The 19,168-nt window shown below is 45.0% G+C and carries 15 protein-coding genes; 11 read left to right on the top strand and 4 right to left on the bottom strand.

Going from position 1 to position 19,168, the window contains the following annotated elements; translation table 11 throughout:
• Positions 1-5: 5 nt before the first annotated feature.
• From SIO70_RS26785 to SIO70_RS26745, 9 genes are all read left to right on the top strand, one after another.
• A complete protein-coding gene (locus tag SIO70_RS26785) occupies positions 6-3,203 on the top strand; it encodes an LpqB family beta-propeller domain-containing protein (RefSeq protein WP_320575995.1) in 3,198 nt (1,065 codons plus the stop codon).
• Between the two features lie 123 nt (positions 3,204-3,326).
• Positions 3,327-4,643, top strand: coding sequence for an ethanolamine permease (eat, locus tag SIO70_RS26780; RefSeq protein ID WP_320575993.1), 1,317 nt, complete (start codon positions 3,327-3,329; stop codon positions 4,641-4,643).
• Positions 4,640-6,010, top strand: a complete 1,371-nt coding sequence (locus SIO70_RS26775; protein ID WP_320575991.1) for an ethanolamine ammonia-lyase subunit EutB — start codon at positions 4,640-4,642, stop codon at positions 6,008-6,010. The genes eat and SIO70_RS26775 overlap by 4 nt, the downstream gene beginning before the upstream one ends.
• Positions 6,007-6,780: an ethanolamine ammonia-lyase subunit EutC gene (gene eutC, locus SIO70_RS26770; RefSeq protein WP_320575989.1), complete on the top strand. Its 774-nt coding sequence runs from the start codon at positions 6,007-6,009 to the stop codon at positions 6,778-6,780. Before SIO70_RS26775 ends, eutC begins: the two co-directional genes overlap by 4 nt.
• A gap of 162 nt (positions 6,781-6,942) precedes the next feature.
• Positions 6,943-7,500 carry a sigma-70 family RNA polymerase sigma factor gene (locus SIO70_RS26765; RefSeq protein ID WP_320575987.1) on the top strand — a complete coding sequence of 186 codons (558 nt, stop codon included), beginning with the start codon at positions 6,943-6,945 and terminating at the stop codon, positions 7,498-7,500.
• Positions 7,501-7,546: 46 nt separating this feature from the next.
• Complete coding sequence (locus SIO70_RS26760) at positions 7,547-8,467, top strand: FecR family protein (RefSeq protein WP_320575985.1); 921 nt, start codon at positions 7,547-7,549, stop codon at positions 8,465-8,467.
• Positions 8,468-8,500: 33 nt separating this feature from the next.
• On the top strand, positions 8,501-11,656 hold the full coding sequence (locus SIO70_RS26755) for a SusC/RagA family TonB-linked outer membrane protein (protein WP_320575982.1): 3,156 nt from the start codon (positions 8,501-8,503) through the stop codon (positions 11,654-11,656).
• A gap of 3 nt (positions 11,657-11,659) precedes the next feature.
• The gene (locus SIO70_RS26750; RefSeq protein ID WP_320575980.1) at positions 11,660-13,159 is read left to right on the top strand and encodes a SusD/RagB family nutrient-binding outer membrane lipoprotein; all 1,500 of its coding nucleotides are present in this window, start codon (positions 11,660-11,662) and stop codon (positions 13,157-13,159) included.
• Positions 13,160-13,215: 56 nt separating this feature from the next.
• Complete coding sequence (locus tag SIO70_RS26745; protein ID WP_320575978.1) at positions 13,216-14,241, top strand: glycosyl hydrolase; 1,026 nt, start codon at positions 13,216-13,218, stop codon at positions 14,239-14,241.
• A 65-nt stretch (positions 14,242-14,306) separates the two neighbouring features.
• On the opposite strand, the gene SIO70_RS26740 is transcribed toward SIO70_RS26745, so the two are convergent.
• Positions 14,307-14,726, bottom strand: a complete 420-nt coding sequence (locus tag SIO70_RS26740; RefSeq protein ID WP_320575976.1) for a hypothetical protein — start codon at positions 14,724-14,726, stop codon at positions 14,307-14,309.
• Between the two features lie 91 nt (positions 14,727-14,817).
• Between SIO70_RS26740 and SIO70_RS26735 the strand changes: the two genes are divergently transcribed.
• The gene (locus tag SIO70_RS26735; RefSeq protein ID WP_320575974.1) at positions 14,818-15,021 is read left to right on the top strand and encodes a hypothetical protein; all 204 of its coding nucleotides are present in this window, start codon (positions 14,818-14,820) and stop codon (positions 15,019-15,021) included.
• A gap of 226 nt (positions 15,022-15,247) precedes the next feature.
• Positions 15,248-16,420, top strand: coding sequence for an AGE family epimerase/isomerase (locus tag SIO70_RS26730; protein WP_320575973.1), 1,173 nt, complete (start codon positions 15,248-15,250; stop codon positions 16,418-16,420).
• A gap of 102 nt (positions 16,421-16,522) precedes the next feature.
• Here SIO70_RS26730 and SIO70_RS26725 read toward each other — a convergent pair whose 3' ends face one another.
• The 3 genes from SIO70_RS26725 to msrA all read right to left on the bottom strand — a co-directional run bounded on the left by SIO70_RS26725 (position 16,523) and on the right by msrA (position 19,080).
• A complete protein-coding gene (locus SIO70_RS26725) occupies positions 16,523-17,575 on the bottom strand; it encodes an SGNH/GDSL hydrolase family protein (protein ID WP_320575972.1) in 1,053 nt (350 codons plus the stop codon).
• Positions 17,576-17,604: 29 nt separating this feature from the next.
• Positions 17,605-18,285, bottom strand: coding sequence for a hypothetical protein (locus SIO70_RS26720; RefSeq protein WP_320575971.1), 681 nt, complete (start codon positions 18,283-18,285; stop codon positions 17,605-17,607).
• Between the two features lie 138 nt (positions 18,286-18,423).
• The gene (msrA, locus tag SIO70_RS26715) at positions 18,424-19,080 is read right to left on the bottom strand and encodes a peptide-methionine (S)-S-oxide reductase MsrA (RefSeq protein WP_320575970.1); all 657 of its coding nucleotides are present in this window, start codon (positions 19,078-19,080) and stop codon (positions 18,424-18,426) included.
• Between the last annotated feature and the right edge of the window lie 88 nt (positions 19,081-19,168).

Raw genomic sequence — 19,168 nt, 5'->3', positions numbered from 1 at the left:
TTTATATGAAAAAATTACTGCTTGCTTTTTCAGCCTGCTGTATGACCCTGGCTACCTATGCCCAGGACAATGCACTATGGCTGCGTTATCCCGCCATCTCTCCCGATGGTAAGACCATTGCATTTGGGTACAAAGGAGATATTTACAGGGTGGATGTCAAAGGGGGCATTGCTGTACCACTCACCATTCACGAAGCACACGACATGATGCCGGTATGGAGTCATGATGGTAAGCAAATCGCCTTTGCCAGCGACCGGAATGGGAACTTCGACGTATACGTAATGCCAGCCATGGGTGGCAATCCCGTACGCCTTACTTACAACAGCACCGCTGATTATCCTTACGATTTTACGCCTGACAATAAACAGGTATTATTTGGTAGCCCCCGCAATGCGCCTGCTTCAGATATCCGCTTTAGTGTCAGGTTGTTCAATAACCTATATACTGTACCCGTAACCGGTGGCCGGGCAATATTGGTGACCTCTGCGGGTGCGGACAATGCACATTATTCTGCCAAAGGTGACCAGATCGTATTCCAGGACCGAAAAGGATACGAAGACCCTTTGCGCAAACACCACACCAGCAGCGTAACCCGCGATATATGGGTGTATGATTTAAAGAATAAGTCATACACCCAGCTTTCTGCTTACGAAGGTGAAGACAGGGAACCTGTACTGGGTCCAAATGACCAGCTATACTACCTGAGCGAGAAAGGCGGCATTTCACAAAACCTGTTCAAAGCTTCTTTGACCACCAAAGGTGAAATGAAACAACTGACGCATTTTGACAAACATCCTGTACGTCATTTATCCATCGCTGATAATAGCACCCTTTGCTTTTCTTACAATGGTGAGATCTATACCCTGAAAGAAGGGCAGGAGCCTAAGAAACTTTCTATCCAGGTACTGAATGATGGCCGTGCAGCAGTGGTAAAACACCTGCCTGTCAATGGCAATGTCACACAATTCAGAATGAGTCCTGATGGCAAACAGATGGCCTTCATAGCAAGAGGTGAAGTATTTGTAAGCAGCGTAGAAAATAATATGACCCGCCGTATTACCAATACGCCTACACAGGAGCGTGGCCTTAGCTGGTCACCTGATGGCAAAACACTGGTATATGCCGCAGAGCGTAATGGCAACTGGGATCTGTACAAAGCAACCCTGACAAAACCAGAAGAAAATTATTTCTTCAGTGCACCACTGGTGAACGAAGAACCGCTGGTAGCCACTGCTGCTGCAGAGTTCCAGCCGGTATTCTCCCCTGATGGAAAAGAAGTGGCTTATGTAGAAGATAGAAATATCCTGAAGGTATACAACCTCGCTGCTAAAAAGAGCCGCACCATCTTACCGAAAGGCCGCAACCATTCTTACTCTGACGAAGACTGGGATTTTGCATGGAGCCCTGATGGTAAATATATCGTGACCGAAGATCAGCAGGGTTATTTTGATGTAAGCAATGCTGCGATGATCCCTGCCGATGGCAATGGTAAAGCTATCTACCCTGTGATAAGCGGTTTCGGTGAAGAAGGTAATAAGTTCTCTCAAGACGGTAAGATGCTGCTATACCTGAGTAACGCAAATGGTCGTCGTTCTCTTGCCAGACAAGGTAGCAAGGAGAAAGATATTTATGCTGTGTTCCTGGATCAGGCAGCATACGATCGTTTCAAATTATCCAAAGATCAGTTCAATCTGCTGAAGGATGATACAGCTGCTACAAAGAAGGATTCTGTTTCTAAAACTCCTTTCAAACCTGACTTCGAAAACCTGGAAAACAGGAAAGTTCGCCTCACGATCAACAGTGCCAGTATCAGTGATTATGTGCTGAACAAAGATGCCAGCAAACTGTATTACATGGCCTCTTTTGAAAAGGGATACGACCTGTGGGTAACAGAACCACGTACCGGCGAAACAAAGATCCTCGCTAAACTCGGTGGTACATCCGGCGATATCGTATTGAGCAAAGATGGTAATACCCTGTTCGTAAGCAACAGAGGTAGCGTGGTAAAAGTAGATGCCTCCTCCGGAAAGATCACACCAGTGAGCATCAGCACAGAGTTCAACTGGAACCCTGCCAGCGAAAGAGCATATATCTATGAACACGCATGGAAGGAAGTAAAAGATAAATTTTACGATCCAAAACTGCATAACGTAGACTGGGAAATGTATGCAAAGAACTATGCGCGTTTCCTGCCACACATCAGCGATAACTACGACTTCCAGGAAATTCTGAGCGAACTGCTGGGAGAACTGAATGCGTCGCACACAGGTGGTCGTTATTATCCATCTGCACCAGAGGGCGATGCAACAGCATCTCTTGGATTGCTGTACGACGAAACCTTTACAGGCACCGGTCTGAAGATAGATGAAGTAATACCTGGTGGTCCTTCTGATAAGGCTAAGAGCAGGATCAAAAAAGGTGTGGTGATCGAAAAGATCGATGGCGAAACGGTTACGCCTGATGTAGACTGGGCAACTTTCCTGAACCGCAAAACAGGAGATAATGTGCTGTTAAGCCTGTACAACCCTGCTTCACAGGAGCGTTGGGAAGAAACTGTCATCCCATTTGCAGCAGGTGAAGAAACTGAGCTGATGTACAAACGCTGGGTCACCAGGATGCAGGATATGGTAGACAAACTGAGTGATGGCAAAGTAGGCTATGTGCATGTACAGTCTATGAATGATGCCAGCTACCGTTCTGTATACGATGCAGTAATGGGCCGTAACAGAGGCAAGAAAGCATTGATCGTCGACACCCGTTTCAATGGGGGTGGATGGTTGCACAATGACCTGAATACCTTCCTGAGTGGTAAGCAATACCTGACCTTCGCTCCGCAGATGGAAAAGGTAGAAGGTGCTGAACCGCTGGACAGATGGACACGCCCCAGCTGTGTGATCATGAGTGAAGGCAACTATAGCGATGCCTTTATCTTCCCATATGTCTATAAACAGAATGGTTTGGGTAAACTGGTAGGTATGCCTGTAGCTGGTACCGGTACCGCTGTATGGTGGGAAAGACAGATAGACCCGACCATCATTTTTGGTATACCGATGATTGCCACTATTGGTAAAGAAGGCCGTCCTACCGAGAACTTACAGGTAGAGCCTGATATCAGGGTGCCATTGAAATATGAAGAAGAAATGAGTGGCAGGGATGCTCAATTGGAAGCAGCTGTGAAAGAAATGCTGCTGGAAATAAAATAAGTCGTCGTTTTTTTATTTAAGTATAATGGGGCCGGGTATACCTGGTCCCATTTTTATTTGTATCTTAAGCGCACTTCAGGGATTTGGGAACATTCTTTTTTCATCAAAAGGTAGTGTTCTGTTATGTCGTCTTCGCATTCGTTAAAAAAAGTGATCAGGCCCATTCATTTGTGGGCTATTGGTGTTGGATTAGTGATATCCGGAGAGTACTTCGGGTGGAATTATGGCTGGGGGGTAGCCGGTACCATTGGCTTTCTCATTGCAACGCTGGTCATTACCCTGCTCTATATTACGTTTATATTCAGTTTTACGGAATTGACCACCTCCATCCCGCAGGCAGGCGGGCCTTTTACCTATACGCATAGGGCCATGGGGCCTATTGGCGGACTGATAGCGGGCTATGCGACAGCAGTGGAGTTTTTGCTGGCCACACCGGCCATTGCATTGGCGCTGGGAAACTACCTGCATTTTTTACATCCTGCATTGCCGGTGTTGGGGAGTGGGGTGGCTTTTTATATACTTTTGACGGTGGTCAATTTATTAGGGATCAAGGAGTCAGCCTTATTTTCTTTGATAATCACCTTATTGGCGGTGGTAGAATTACTGATCTACCTTGGGATTGTAGGCCCCCATTTCAAGACATCCAATTTTCTCCATGATGCCATGCCTTTTGGCTGGAAGGGGGTGTTCAATGCCCTGCCATTTGCCATCTGGCTGTATGTATGTATCGAAGGGATTGCGATGGTGGCGGAGGAGGTAAAGGACCCGCACCGGAATATCCCGAAAGGGTACATTTCTGCGATCCTGACCCTGATGTTGCTGGCGATAGCAGTGATGGTGTTTACCGGGGGCATCACAGACTGGAAATTATTGTCTGCCATAGATTATCCATTGCCGGAGGCAATCGGGATAGTGTTAGGCAAACAAAATGGAATCACGAAACTCTTTGCAGGCATCGGTTTATTTGGCCTGATTGCTTCATTCAATGGCATCATCATCAGCTATTCCAGGCAATTGTTTGCATTGGGCCGTGCAGGGTATTTACCGGCTTTTATGTCCACCTTAAGTCCGCGTAGGAAAGCGCCTTATATATCCCTGATAATAGGTGGGCTGTTAGGTGTGTGCGCATTGTATATGGGGAAAACGGATCAGTTGGTTATATTGTCCGTAATGGGTGCCCTGGTGATGTACATCCTGAGTATGATCAGCCTGTTTATATTAAGAGATAAAGAACCTGCTTTAGAACGCCCTTACAAAGCACCATTATATCCCTGGTTTCCGGGTATTGCATTGTTCCTTTCGATTGTTTCTTTGGTTGCCATCATTTACACTTATCCAATGTTAAGTTTGATCTTTTTCGCCGGTTTGGTGGTGGCATTACTTATATTTATAGGGATGGGCAGACATAAACATCAAGCCGTCATAAACCTGATTTCATGAGTTACCGGCATACGATTCAGCATACAAATTACGCGTTCAGTGATTTGCGCACCTTATTGGCGAGGGCAACGCCTTTCCGTTCCGGCGATGCGCTGGCAGGATTGTGTGCAGATAGTGCGGAGGAGCGGGTAGCGGCACAGATGGCATTGGCAGATGTACCATTGAAGACATTCCTGCAGGAGGCTGTGATTCCTTATGAGAAAGATGAAATCACCCGTTTGATCATCGATTCGTATGATGCGGATGCATTTGCACTGGTAAGCCATTTTACGGTAGGGCAGTTTCGCGATTGGCTACTGAGTGATTATGCGGATACATTCACCTTACAGCAATTAGCGCCTGGGATTACCCCAGAAATGGTGGCGGCTGTGTCGAAGTTGATGCGGAACCAGGATCTGATCAGTGTGGCAAAGAAGTGTGAGGTGGTGACTAAATTCAGAAATACGATCGGGTTGAAAGGCCATCTCTCTGTGCGCTTACAACCCAACCATAATACAGATGATCCCAAAGGAATAGCGGCCAGTATCATAGATGGATTATTATATGGAAGTGGGGATGCGGTGATAGGTATCAACCCGGCTACGGATAGTCCGCAGGCAGTGATCACCTTATTGAAAATGCTGGATCAGTTGCGGCAGCAATTTGAAATCCCTACGCAATCCTGTGTACTTTGCCATGTGACGACGGCATTGCAAATCATGCAAAGTGCACCTGTGGACCTGGTGTTTCAGTCAATCGGTGGTACGGAACAGACGAATAGTAGTTTTGGTATCAATCTTTCATTATTGCAGGAAGCATATGAAGCAGGATTATCATTGCAGAGAGGAACAGCGGGCAATAACCTCATGTATTTTGAAACCGGGCAGGGGAGTGCCTTATCTGCAAATGCGCATGGTGGAGTGGATCAGCAAACCTGCGAAGTAAGAGCATATGCGGTGGCGCGTAAATTTTCGCCGTTGTTGGTAAATACAGTGGTCGGCTTTATCGGACCTGAATATTTATTTGATGGGAAACAGATCATTCGTGCGGCATTGGAAGATCATTTTTGCGGTAAGTTGTTGGGATTGCCGATGGGTGTAGATATTTGTTATACAAATCATGCAGAGGCGGATCAGGATGATATGGATAACCTGCTTACATTATTAGGGGTAGCAGGTTGTAACTTCATCATGGGGGTGCCCGGAGCGGATGATATCATGTTGAACTATCAGTCTACCTCCTTTCATGATGCATTGTATGCGAGGAAGGTATTAGGGCTGAAGCCTGCACCGGAGTTTGATCAGTGGTTGCAGCAACAGGGAATTATGAATCAGGATGGTAGGTTATTACCGGTAGGAAGTGCACATAAATTACTGAAATACGTATGAGTGAGGAAATAATAGAACAGGATCCATGGGCTTCGCTGAAGGCTTTTACAACAGCCCGGATTGCATTGGGTAGAACAGGCACTGCTATACCTTTACGTGAAGTACTGAATTTCAGACTGGCGCATGCACATGCCCGCGATGCTGTGTATTCTGCACTATCAGTAAATACTTTACAGGAGCAGCTACAACCTTTTCACATCCCTGTTTTATTATTACACAGCAAAGCAGGAGATCGACATGAATATTTGCAACGGCCGGATAAAGGCAGGCAATTAGATGTGGATAGTATTGCATTATTAGAAAAAACAGATTCCGGATACCTTCATAAAGATGTCGCTATCATTCTTGCCGATGGCCTGTCTGCAACAGCTATGAATGTGCATACAAAACCTCTTTTAGAAGTATTAATCCCATTACTTAAAAACGCTGGTCTGTCATTAGCACCCATTTGTATGGTGCAACAGGGAAGAGTGGCCAGCGGTGACGAAGCGGGTCAGATATTACAGGCAAAATTGACCCTGATGCTGATAGGAGAGCGGCCAGGTCTCAGCGCGGCCGATAGCATGGGAGCGTATATTACTTTTGCACCCAAACCAGGTATAACAGATGAAGCAAGGAATTGTATTTCAAATATCAGGGAAGAGGGATTACAGTATGAGGCTGCCGCGCAGAAAATTTTATACCTGGTCATGGAAGCGATTAGATTAAAGTTGACCGGTGTTGCATTAAAAGATAATACCAGTTTAGAGAATGCCGGCCTATTGGAATAAAATCTTTATTAAAAAACAATCCTTCCTACTCACCTTACCCTAAACCCTCCCCCGACGGCGCCAGCCGAACTAATCGCCCCTTTCCATGCTGCCGCAGGCCCCCTCAAAAAACAGTCAGTTTATCAAAAAATATTAATATTTTACCGCCCAGACACAATCAAAATGACCTGGTACGGAACTGATATTTCTGCCGCAATCGTTACCGAAGGCCTCCGTGACCGGAATATGGAAGTCTTTCAAAAACTATATCTCACCTACAGTGAAGACCTGTTCCTACTCGCCTTCCGCTGGGTAAAAGACGAAAACCTTGCAAAAGACCTTGTACACAATCTATTCGTGCACCTCTGGGAAAAAGGCGCCACCCTCACCATCACCGGCAATGTCCGGCACTACCTCTACCGTGCCGTCACCAACCGTGCTATCAATGAGTTAAAACGCCAATCCCGTCACGTGAGTGAAGACATCCTCCAATGGCAGGCGGATCCGGCCTCCCTTTACGAAACCGCCGACTACATCCTGCTACAAAAAGAAATGATCCAACTCGTCCAGGGCCTCGCCCCCCGCTGCCGTGAAATCTTCTTATTAAGTAGGGTCAACGGCCTGGAACCATCAGAAATCGCTGATAAACTGAATATTACACTAAATACCGTTTATTTTCAGCTATCTGTCGCACTAAAACACCTCCGCATCCACCTGCTGGGTGAAAAAAAAGAAAAATAATTATCAAAGTACCTCCTTCCTGAATTGTCTTAATTAATATACAATCATGAGTGTTGATGATATAAGGGAATTTTTAATCGACTGTCTGGCACATCCTGCAAATGCAGATAAACAGGCAGCACTGGGGCAATGGCTACAGCAATCCGAAGCAAACCGTACGCTTTATGCTGAACTGAAGCGGTTATGGGAGGCTACGGAACACATGCCTGTTACACCTTTTAATAAGGAGCAGGGATGGCAGGCCCTGTCTCAGCAAATTTCTGGTACATCAGCTCACGTTGTTGAATTAAAGAGGGAAATTGCGAGCAGTACCCGGGAAGAAGCACCCGGCGTTACTGCTCCATTTTTAAGGCGATACAGATGGCTGGCAGCTGCATGTTTTCCTTTATTCCTCGTAGCCAGTTACCTGCTCTGGCAAAAGGCGGAGCAACCTGTTACTATTCAGGCTACTGTAAAAAATACCATTTCCCTGCCAGATGGTTCGTCCATCCAGCTACAGCCAGGTACTATCCTGCAATATGACCCCGCATTTACCAACCGCCGCGTTTCTCTTACGCAGGGAGCAGCAGATTTTTCTGTTTCACCAGATGAAAAGCGTACATTTATTGTACAGCTGCCACGCTCCACGGTCACAGTACTCGGTACCCAATTCAATGTAAATGTCAGTGGCACAACGGAAAAAGTAGTCGTGCAGGAAGGAAAGGTTCGCCTGACTACCCTGACAGATACCCTGATTCTGACTAAAGGTCTGGCCGCCCAGGTCACAAAAGGAGGAAAACTACTTCTACCCAAACTGTCCTTTACCAACGAAGAAGCCGGTACAGTGGCTACTGCATTGTCTGAGTTTTACCTGGTGAACATTACATTGCCAGACAGCACATTCAGGAAGAAAAAAATAACAGCCAACTTCCAAAACATGTCAGCCAGTGAAGTACAGCAGGTACTCAATGCGATATTGGAGCAATAGCCGTCAGCTAATCTGACCACTGTATCGCCTATTATGAAAACCAAAGCCATTTGCTGTTTACTCACCCTGTTCCTCGTTATGTGCCACTGCGTAAAAGCGCAGGAAAAATTAACCATTCATGTGGTGAATGAACCCATCATTTCCGTACTCCATCTCATAGAAAAACAGGCAGGTGTTCTATTTGCTTATCGCAATGAAGTCATCGAAGTGAATGACCGCATTACCATCCATTGGGATAATGTGCCTTTAAAGACCATTTTAGACGTTATTTTTCCATCTTCTCTGTATGAATTACGATTCATAGGCAAACAGATTGTGATCCTGAAAAAACAGGTGCCTGTGCTTGTAACCCCGCCACCCCATATTATTGATATCACCCCGGTCGTGATCATCGCATTGGGTATCAGCAGACAACAAAGATCTTTAGGCTATGCCTACGCCGACCTGGGACCGCAAACTTTTACGATAAATCCGGTCAGTACACTATCCGGAAAAGTAAGCGGATTGAATATCACACCTGTCAATAGCGGAGTAGGAGGATCGGCCAAAGTGACCCTGAGAGGATTGAAAATTATAGGTGGTGATAATACGCCTTTGTTTGTAATAGATGGTATTCCTGTCAATAATTCGTCTCCCGGTCAGGCAGATAAATATGGAGGGTATGATTTAGGTGATGGGACTTCCATTATCAATCCTGATGAAATAGCCAGCATCTCCATTTTAAAAGGCGGTTCCGCTTCCGCATTGTATGGTAGTCGCGCTGCAAATGGTGTGATTATTATTACAACAAAGAAAGGAAACAAAGGTCTTTCGGTAGATTACACCACCAATATGCTTGTTGAAAAACTGAATGATAGTTACGACTTCCAGCATGAATATGGTAGTGGTCAGGATGGCTTTTTACCAAAAGATATTTCTACTGCCCGAGTGGATGCACAGAAAAGCTGGGGGCCAAAAATGAATAAAGACAGCACGGTCGTGATCTGGGATGGCAGAAAAGTTCCTTACGTGAATGCAGGTAATGCTATCAGTAAGTTTTTTCGAAAAGGGCTGATACTTACCAATTCCGTCTCATTATCTACAGGTACAGACAAAGCCCAGTTACGGGCTACCTATACGAATGTGAGAAACAATGATATTATTCCCCGTAGTAAACTTGATCGTCATCATATTTCCATGAGAGGTACAGCCAGGCTGTCTTCAAAACTGATGCTTGATGCCAAAGGAACTTATCTTTCCGAAGATGTTTTTAACCGCCCTGCACTCTCTGACAACCCGAATAATATTGGATATGTACTGAGTGGCATTGCTCCCAATATCGATATCAACTGGCTCAAAAAATACAAAGATTCCGCCGGCGATTATATCAACTGGAATAACAATGCCTATCAGGTCAATCCTTACTGGGCTATAAATGAACAACCCAACAACAGCACCCAGCGCCGCTTTATCGGATTCCTCTTATTGAAATACCAGTTGTGGCCGGGGTTATATATTCAGGGACGTACAGGTACGGATTATTCCCGTTTTGCATTTACTGAGTTTATGCAATATTCCACACCTTATTATACAACAGGTGGGATCGCACTCCTGCACCGGAATCTGCAGGAAACCAACTCCGATCTTTTAGTCAATTATCATAAAAAATGGAACAGGTTCTCTCTCGAAATAAATGCGGGTACCAATAGAATGGATTATACAGAAGAGGTGCGCAATGTAACTGGTAGAAATATGAAAACACGAGGCGTTAAAAATCTCAATAATTTTCAGACACAACTGAGCAGCCATCAATTGTACAGAAAGCGGATCAACTCCGTTTACGGAGGCGTCACCATGGGGTATGATGACATTCTTTACCTCGACCTGACTGGTCGTAATGACTGGTCTTCTACATTGTCCGCCGGGCAAAATGCCTATTTTTATCCTTCTGCATCTGCAAGCTTTGTGTTCTCTTCATTATTACCGTCCAGTGCAATATTATCTTTTGGAAAACTGAGAGCAAGTATTGCCCAGACAGGTACAGATGCCATCGCCCCTTATCAGACAGCACTCACGTATGCCACGAATCCCGATATCCCCAGTGTGGGTGGCTATCTCATTGGTGGCGTGGCAACAGATAAAGTACCTTATAAAAACCTGAAACCAAGTATCAGCCGTTCTTATGAAACAGGACTGAACATGGTGTTTTTTGATAACCGCATTAACCTGGATCTGACATGGTACCATTCCAATACAAGGAACCAGATATTGAATGCACCTATTTCACCAACCAGTGGTTACACCAGTGCAGTTATCAATTCAGGAGATGTATCCAACCAGGGTTTGGAGATCTCACTGGGAGGACGACCTATATGCACCAAAGATTTTAAATGGCAGGTGAACGCCAGCTTTGCCCGCAACAGGAATAAGATCATTTCCCTTAGCTCATTGGTCTCCGACTACTACACCCTTGCTTCCGCTCGCTGGGGCAATGCCAGTATTATTGCAAAAACCGGATCCGCCTATGGTATGATCACCGGCAAGAAATTTCTTCGTGATGAGAATGGGCAGATGGTACTGGATGCAAATTATTTACCTCAATATACTGCTACCGATTACAACCTTGGTAGTGCACAGTATAATTGGATCGGAGGTCTCACAAATACATTCACTTATCGCCGCTGGTCCTGCGCTGTCCTGTTAGATATCAAACAAGGAGGTAAGATATTCTCCATGACGAACTTACTTGCCTATCAAAATGGCCAACAGAAAGGTACGCTGGCAGGCAGAGAAGGCTGGGCCAGATCAGAAAAAGAAAGGATCGCTGCCGGGGTATCATCAGCAGATTGGACACCTACGGGAGGATTGCGTGTAAAAGGCGTAAAAATAGTAGGTTTGAACAGACCACAATACGAACAGGTAGATCGATATGTAAATCCTGAAACCTACTGGAAAAGAGTGACAGAAAATATTCCCGAACCTTTTGTATACGATGCAGGTATGGTAAAGATCCGCGAACTCACGCTGGGGTACAGGATTTTGAATGAAGTATCTGTATCAGTGGTTGCCCGCAACCTGCTTACATTAAGTAAACATGTACCCAATATTGATCCTGAATCCAGTTATAATAGTGGCGATGGGCAGGGCTTTGAATATGGATCATTGCCTACCCGTCGTGCCTATGGTATCACCCTGCATGCAAAATTTTGAAAGATGAAGTTTTATCATTATTGCCTTGTAATAATTTTGAGTAGCAGCTGTACGACAAATTTTGGCGTCATAAATACAGATCCTGTCAATGACACTACCATTGCAGCCGGAGAGCAACTCACTGCCGCTGCATACCTGCTGGATGGTGGCCGGGAAATGGGGTATCCAAACTTATATATATTCCAGCCAATGGTGCAATATGTAAGTGGTACATATGGTATGCGTGTAGGTGGCAAGTATATAAGAGATGAATTTTACAATGGATTGATGTGGTCCAACTATTATGGTAAATGCATCAAACAACTGGTAGACCTGTTGAAGCAACATCAGGATGATAGCACACAAGTGAACTATGTAGCTGCTGCGCGCATTTTGAAAGTATACATCTTTTCTTTATTGACAGATGCGTATGGTGATATCCCTTATTCTCAGGCAGGCCTTGCTTATTATGATAAAATTTACACCCCTGTCTACGATAAGCAGGAAGAGATTTACAAAGATTTCTTTGTAGAACTGGAAGCCGCTATTCAACAATTTGATGATCGTAAGCCGGTCATCCTCAATGATATTGTCTACAATGGTAATCTTACCAAATGGAAGCGCATGGCCCGTTCGCTACAACTACGCCTTGCCATGCGCCTGTCTGCCGCTGATCCCACATTGGCACAGGCACAGGCTGCGGCGGCATTTTCCGGTGGCGTGATGCAAAGCAATAATGATAATTTTGTGATGATACATGAAGACTACAGTTACCCTGATCTTCGTGGCAATGGCTATGCGCAGGCATTACAGGAGGAAGGTGCTTATAAATATACCATTGGTACAACCACCTTTGTCAATTATCTTAAAGCAGAAAAGGATCCCCGCTTAGGATTGTTTTTTGTAAATACAGATAGCATTACCAATTATCTTCCTATTCAACCGGGCCTTTACTGGTGGGAGGAATGGTCAGATTTTGTAGGTGAAAACGGTGAGATAGTAGGACAGGCGAATAAATATTGCCACATCAATGCACCTTTCTATCAACAGGGAGGGGCATGGTTACATCTCGGCTATGCAGAAGTAGAATTATTATTGGCAGAAGCAGCCGTTCGTGGCTGGATTGGCGGAGATGCCAATACCCATTATCAGTCAGGCTTGAAAGCGGCTATGCATCAACTGGAAATGTATCCGGGTATGACGCCGTTATCTGGTGGAGCGATCGATAGTTTTGTGGGTACACACGCTTTACCATCCAATGCAATAGAAGCTATCAGTATGCAGAAATGGGTAGCGTTATTTCCAAATGGATATGAGGCTTTTGCGAACCAACGTAGAACTGGCTATCCTGAATTGAACACGATAGTAGACATAGATGGGGAGTCTGAAACCGGCGGCCATCAGCCCAAGCGGTTATTCTATCCTGCTACAGAGGCCACATCAAATCCTGTACATTACCAGGAAGCGATAGACAGGCTGGGAGGGAGCAATGACTGGATGATACCTGTATGGTGGAATAAATGATTATAATATCTCCCGGATTATTTGTAATTCGCACGCTTATAATCATGCGTTCCACTATGTATAAACTTTATCTGGCTTTAACATTAGCTACAGCCCTGCCTGTACTCAACAGCTGCGCCCAAACAAAACTCATCCACACCGCACCTGCACCTCTCTACCGCGACCCCATTTTCGATGGCGCCGCCGACCCTACACTCATCTGGAACGATAAAGAAAAAGCCTGGTGGATACTCTACACCCAGCGCCGTGCCAGCGTCGACGCTGAAAACGTGGCCTATTGCTACGGCAGCAAAATCGGTATTGCCGAATCAAAAGACAACGGTCATACCTGGGTATATAGAGGGGCCCTGAACCTTGAATTCGAAAAAGGCGAAAACACCTTCTGGGCCCCCGACGTCGTTTACAACAACGGTACTTACCATATGTTCGTCGCCTACATTCAGGGCGTTCGTAGCAACTGGGGAGGTCATGCCCGCATCGCACATTACACCAGCAAAGATATGTGGGACTGGAAGTTCGAAGGCTTCCCCCAACTCACCTCCGAAAAAGTGATCGATCCTACGCTATACCAACTCCCGGACAAGACCTGGCGCATCTGGTTCAAAGATGAAGATCATGGCTCAAACACCATGATGGCCAGTAGCAAGGACCTGAATAAATGGACCTACGCCAGTACCAAACCAGCCATCGGCGGCACCGGACATGAAGGTCCCAAAGTATTCCGCTTCAAAGATTACTACTGGATGGTCACCGATGAATGGCATGGCATGCGTGTATACCGATCTGACGATCTGAATACCTGGACCAGGCAGGGATTAATCCTCGACGTTCCCGGCAATCGAAAAGACGATACCCCTACCGGTGCACATGGCGATGTGGTAGTTACCGGCGATCAGGCATACGTGATCTACTTCACCCACCCCGGCAGAAAAGTACATAGCGAAAGTCCGGTGAATGAAGATGGCATACAACCTTACTCTATCCGCCGTTCCAGCATCGAGGTAGCTGAACTGAAGTTTGAAAATGGTACGTTGACGTGTGACAGAGATGCGCCGTTTGATTTTTTCCTGCCTTCGAAATGATTGAGCCGGAGCACCCTGGTTACAAATCCATTTTCATTTTGAAGTATTTTCCTCTTAAAAAGAAATTACATCGTTTCCTGCTCCTCAGGGTGCTTTGGCTTATGCCAGAAATAATAATAAGCCAGGATCACCACCCCCATCAAAAAGGGAATCAGTGTCAGATGCTTGTAAGTAATACTTCCAAAGAGGATCTCCGTATCGAAATGCATAAACTCACTGATCATCCAGTAAGAATTCGCTGTAATCCACACAGTAATGGCCAGATTATGGCAGAGCTCAGACATAAACTGCCGTGTACGCCAGGCAATCACAATAGAAATGATCAGCGTTGGAAAGATCATGATAATCCCTAATACAGGCCATGCCATGCACCAGCTGATATCTTTGAGCAACCAGAAAACGATGTGCAGGTTCTCCATCTGCCGGTATTTAAGGGGAATGCTGTAAACAGGATTTTTCTCCTGCGAAATGGTGGTTTCAGCCATTGTTGATTTTGATTGAGGGGCAAAAATAAAAAATCTGGCATCAATTGGTATAACTCTTGTATTATCTCTAAGGAACCAAAAAAGCAGAGATATGAAAAAGGCATTAATAGCAGCCACTATTGTTGGTGCAGCAGCAGCAGGTGTAATTTATTATCTGACTAACAGAAGTCGTGCAGAACAGATCCTGGACGAATTGAATGATACCGCAGACGAAGGTCGTCGTCTGGCAAAAAAACATTTGCGCAAAACCCGCAAAAAAGTAAATAATATGATTCATGAGCATATGGAGTCTTAGTCAGACTATAGGCAAGCTATAGTACAACAAGTACATTAAAAGGTCACCAAAAGGTCACCTCATTATCCAGGGGATATTGAAGTGACCTTTTAGTGACCTTTTGGTATACTAAACATGACGGCATCGCGCTATGCCTTTAGGGTCAATATTTAGATAAAAAAGTATTATTCCTGCATCCGGAATAACCCTAGCTTTGAAGAAACAGTACCACGTTTTTCAAAAGACTATGGACAAGCGACTAGCGGCTTACAGGCAGGAGGTTACAACAGCGTTATACGATATCCTCCGCTACTGGCAACAATTTACAGTTGATATACAAGATGGGGGATTTTATGGGGCAATAAACAACGACAATGTCGTATTGCAGGGAAGTCCCAAAGGTGCAGTGCTGAATAGCCGCATATTGTGGACCTTTGCCGCCGCATATAAATTCGATCCACAACCACACTTTTTAGCACTGGCAGACAGAGCATACCGGTACTTACGTACTCACTTCAATGATCCTGCATACGGTGGCATATATTGGTCGGTAACCGCCACAGGCGAACCGCTGGAAACACGGAAACAGGTATATGGACAAGCTTTTCTGATCTATGCCTTAAGTGAGTACTATGCCATTCAACCTTCAAAAGAGGTATTAGATTGGGCCATTGATGTATATCGATTGCTGGAAGCGCATAGTTATGATCCTGTAAACGGGGGATACTACGAAGCATTTTCCAGGGAATGGGGGCCTATATCAGACTTGCGCCTGAGTGCAAAAGATGACAATGCAGCCAAAACCATGAATACGCATCTACATGTATTGGAAGCTTATACCAATCTGTATCGTATCTGGCCGGACGCGGAATTGCATAAAAAAATAGAGGAACTCATCGAACTCTTTTTAAATAAGATCATTCATCCTGCCACCCACCAGCAGATCCTGTTCTTCGATACCGCCTGGGAGCCGGAATCAAACGTCGTTTCTTATGGCCATGACATAGAAACATCCTGGCTGTTGCACGATGCAGCAGAGGTGTTGGCAGATGAGCCCCTTTTAAACAAAGTGAAAGAAAACGCCATCCTAATGGCCCATGCTACCATCGCCGGTGTAGAAGAGAACGGAGGTTTGCAATATGAAGATGACAATAAAGAAAAACACTGGTGGGTACAGGCAGAAGCAATGGTGGGATTTTTCAACGCCTGGCAACTAAGTGGGGAGGAAAAATATTTACACTATTCTTTAGATACCTGGACATTTGTAAAAAAATACATCATCGACACGGAAAAAGGAGAGTGGTACTGGGGCGTAACAGAAACATTGACAATCATGCCCGGACAAGATAAAGCCGGGTTCTGGAAATGTCCTTATCACAATAGCAGGGCGTGTCTGGAACTCATTCACCGAATTGTTTAACACGTATATGAACATAAAGGCCGGCATGATTAGCCGGCCTTTTTCTCTGAAAATGGTTTTCATTCCCCGTTGGTGAATTCCCCCTTTCATGAATGTTTTATTTTAATTCCATCCTTTCAGTTTCTTAATATACGCCGTCAGCTCTTTGGCAATCAGCTGATGCTCTTCCAGTGTAGGATGATCTCCACACCCACCATGGTATCTTTTCGAAAAGAAATAATAAGATGCATTCTTATCACCACTGGCGGCCACGATCCTCTTAATATAAGACTTCAATACTGCACTCAGGTCTGCATCTGCCATCGGACTGCTCAACAAAACAATACTGGCATTTGGATAATGCCCTCTCAAGGTACGAATGAACCTCAGGTAGGCATTACAATAGGTAGTGGAATCCTGCTTACCATCATTCTGCCCAAGACATACCGTCACCACATGTGGCTGATATTTATTAAAATCCCATTGCTGGCTATTATCCCGCATGTTGATCTTATCAAACACCTGCGGCATAGTGATCTTCATATCACAGCAGCTATGGATCAACCCAATGCCAGACACGGAAGACAGCATCCAATGTGCATCCAGTGCGCGTGCCGTCAATGGTCCGTAACTCATGTAGGCATTGTGCTGATCATACCATTGCCCCTGTCCACAGGGGAAGGTAGATTGATCACTCCCCGTACCACAGGTAATTGAATTCCCAATAAATTCAAGTCTTCGCGATGGAGTAGCCGTGATGGGAATGAGCTTTTTACACTGGAAACCGATAAACTCCAGGTAACCGATACCTGCTTCTGTATTTTTACAGATAGTGATGATGTGCTCTCCGTCACGCAGGTTGGAGGCGGCTTTGATCACATTGCGCTTTGCCGTGGTCTGCACCCTTTGAGGAGGTTGATTGTCAATCTGAATAGCCAGGTAATTGTGCTGGTTATTCAATACTTCGTCATCAATCACAATATTGCAGTAGGTGCCGCTAAATTTCGCACGGATATATACCCCTGGCTGCCAGAAGCGATATGTCACAAAACTGCTCTTAAAAATACGGCCGGTGTATTGGATATAAGGATGATTGGCCCTGTAGTCGACAAGGTCCTGTGCAAAGGTCTGCAGGCTGCATAGCATGAGCAGCGAAAATAAAATGCGTTGTATCATAGCAGGGAAATAAATCTCTGCGAAAAATACTAAAATAACTTAGAATATAAGCTGCCGATCGTCACCCAGATAGATGTGCGTGAAGTCGGAATTTGTCTACTCAGGTCAGGTATTTCTGCCTGCAATTCATTGTAGAGCATTTCTGCCCGCAGGTGAGAAGGCGAATCGCATTGCAGTTCCAGGATATTAGAGAGCATTATAATCGCCATCTTGTGATGTTTCTTCGCCAGTATACGGGCGGTTTTTATCACCTCCTTACAATATTCTGAGCGGAAGGAATGAAATTCATCCGGCAGTAAATTGAGGAGACAGATGTACGTGATGTCTGCAGTTTCTTCCAGCGCCACAGCATCTACGGCCTGCGCCAGTTGCAACTGATGTCTGAGTGACAATAAGAATCGCTCTTTTTCATTCAGGAATTGCAGGATAGCGGTGTAGCTCTTTTCCTCATTACAATCATCGAGCAGATGTGGATTCGCCATCAGATCGCGCATCAATTGAGTATCTTTCATTTGCAGGCAACTAATGACTGCTGCGGTAAAGACAGGTTCAAAATGAGGGGCGATGATTTGTAGTAATGCTGGTTCATTGTATCTGGGATCGTTGAGGAATCGACCTCCTTTGGGAATAGTTCCTGTTTCCAGAAACGAAATTAAAACCGCATCCCGGCGGATCAGGGTAAATAAGGATTGAGTAGTAACGTGATTCATAGCATAGGTTGGGATTGTACTACAGCAATATAGTAAATTTTTTAATATATAATATTTAAATTTTAAGATCCTGGTTTTAACTGGCATCCCCTATAACAAAAACGCTTTGTCCAAAGGACAAAGCGTTTTTGTTATAAATTAGTTTGCGTCAGCTTTGAGTTTATCCTTAAACACTTTTTTAAACTTCTCCAATTTTGGGGCTATCACAAAGTGACAATAAGGCTGTTCTCCATTCTGCTTATAATAATCCTGGTGGTAATCTTCCGCCTTATAAAACTTCGTAAAAGGCGCAATCTCTGTTACCACCGGTTTATCATAGGCGCCTGACTTATCCAGTTTGTCCTTATACAACTCCGCCAGTTTATGCTGTTCTTCATTATGATAGAAGATCACAGATCTATACTGGGTACCCACATCATTCCCCTGCCTGTTCAGCTGGGTGGGGTCATGGGCGGTCCAGAAAGCCTTTAATAATTCCTCATAAGAGACTTTAGCAGGGTCATAAGTCACCTGGATCACCTCAGCATGTCCCGTTGTGCCGGTACACACTTCTTCATAAGAAGGATTTTTTACCGTACCTCCGGAAAAACCTGACTCTACCTTCAGCACCCCATCCAGGTATTGAAACTGTGCTTCAGTACACCAGAAACACCCTCCGCCAAAGGTTGCAGTCTCTGTTTTCAGGTCTTTAGAAACTTTGATATCACCTGGAACTTGCTCGTTCGATGTTTTGCTCTGCGCACAGGCTACAAAGGTAAGTGCGAGCAAAAAGCTTAATAATGAGTATCTTCGCATGATTTTTTTCGTTTGGAGTAGTTTTGTATGCGTAACCACTTCCACCCCAGACAAGTTAAATTACGATAAGTTTGATGTAACAGATCGC

The organism is Chitinophaga sancti (genome assembly GCF_034087045.1).
GTDB lineage: Bacteria > Bacteroidota > Bacteroidia > Chitinophagales > Chitinophagaceae > Chitinophaga > Chitinophaga sancti_B.
The sequence above is the reverse complement of the archived record's forward strand: the minus strand, read 5'-3'. Positions and strand labels throughout refer to the sequence as shown.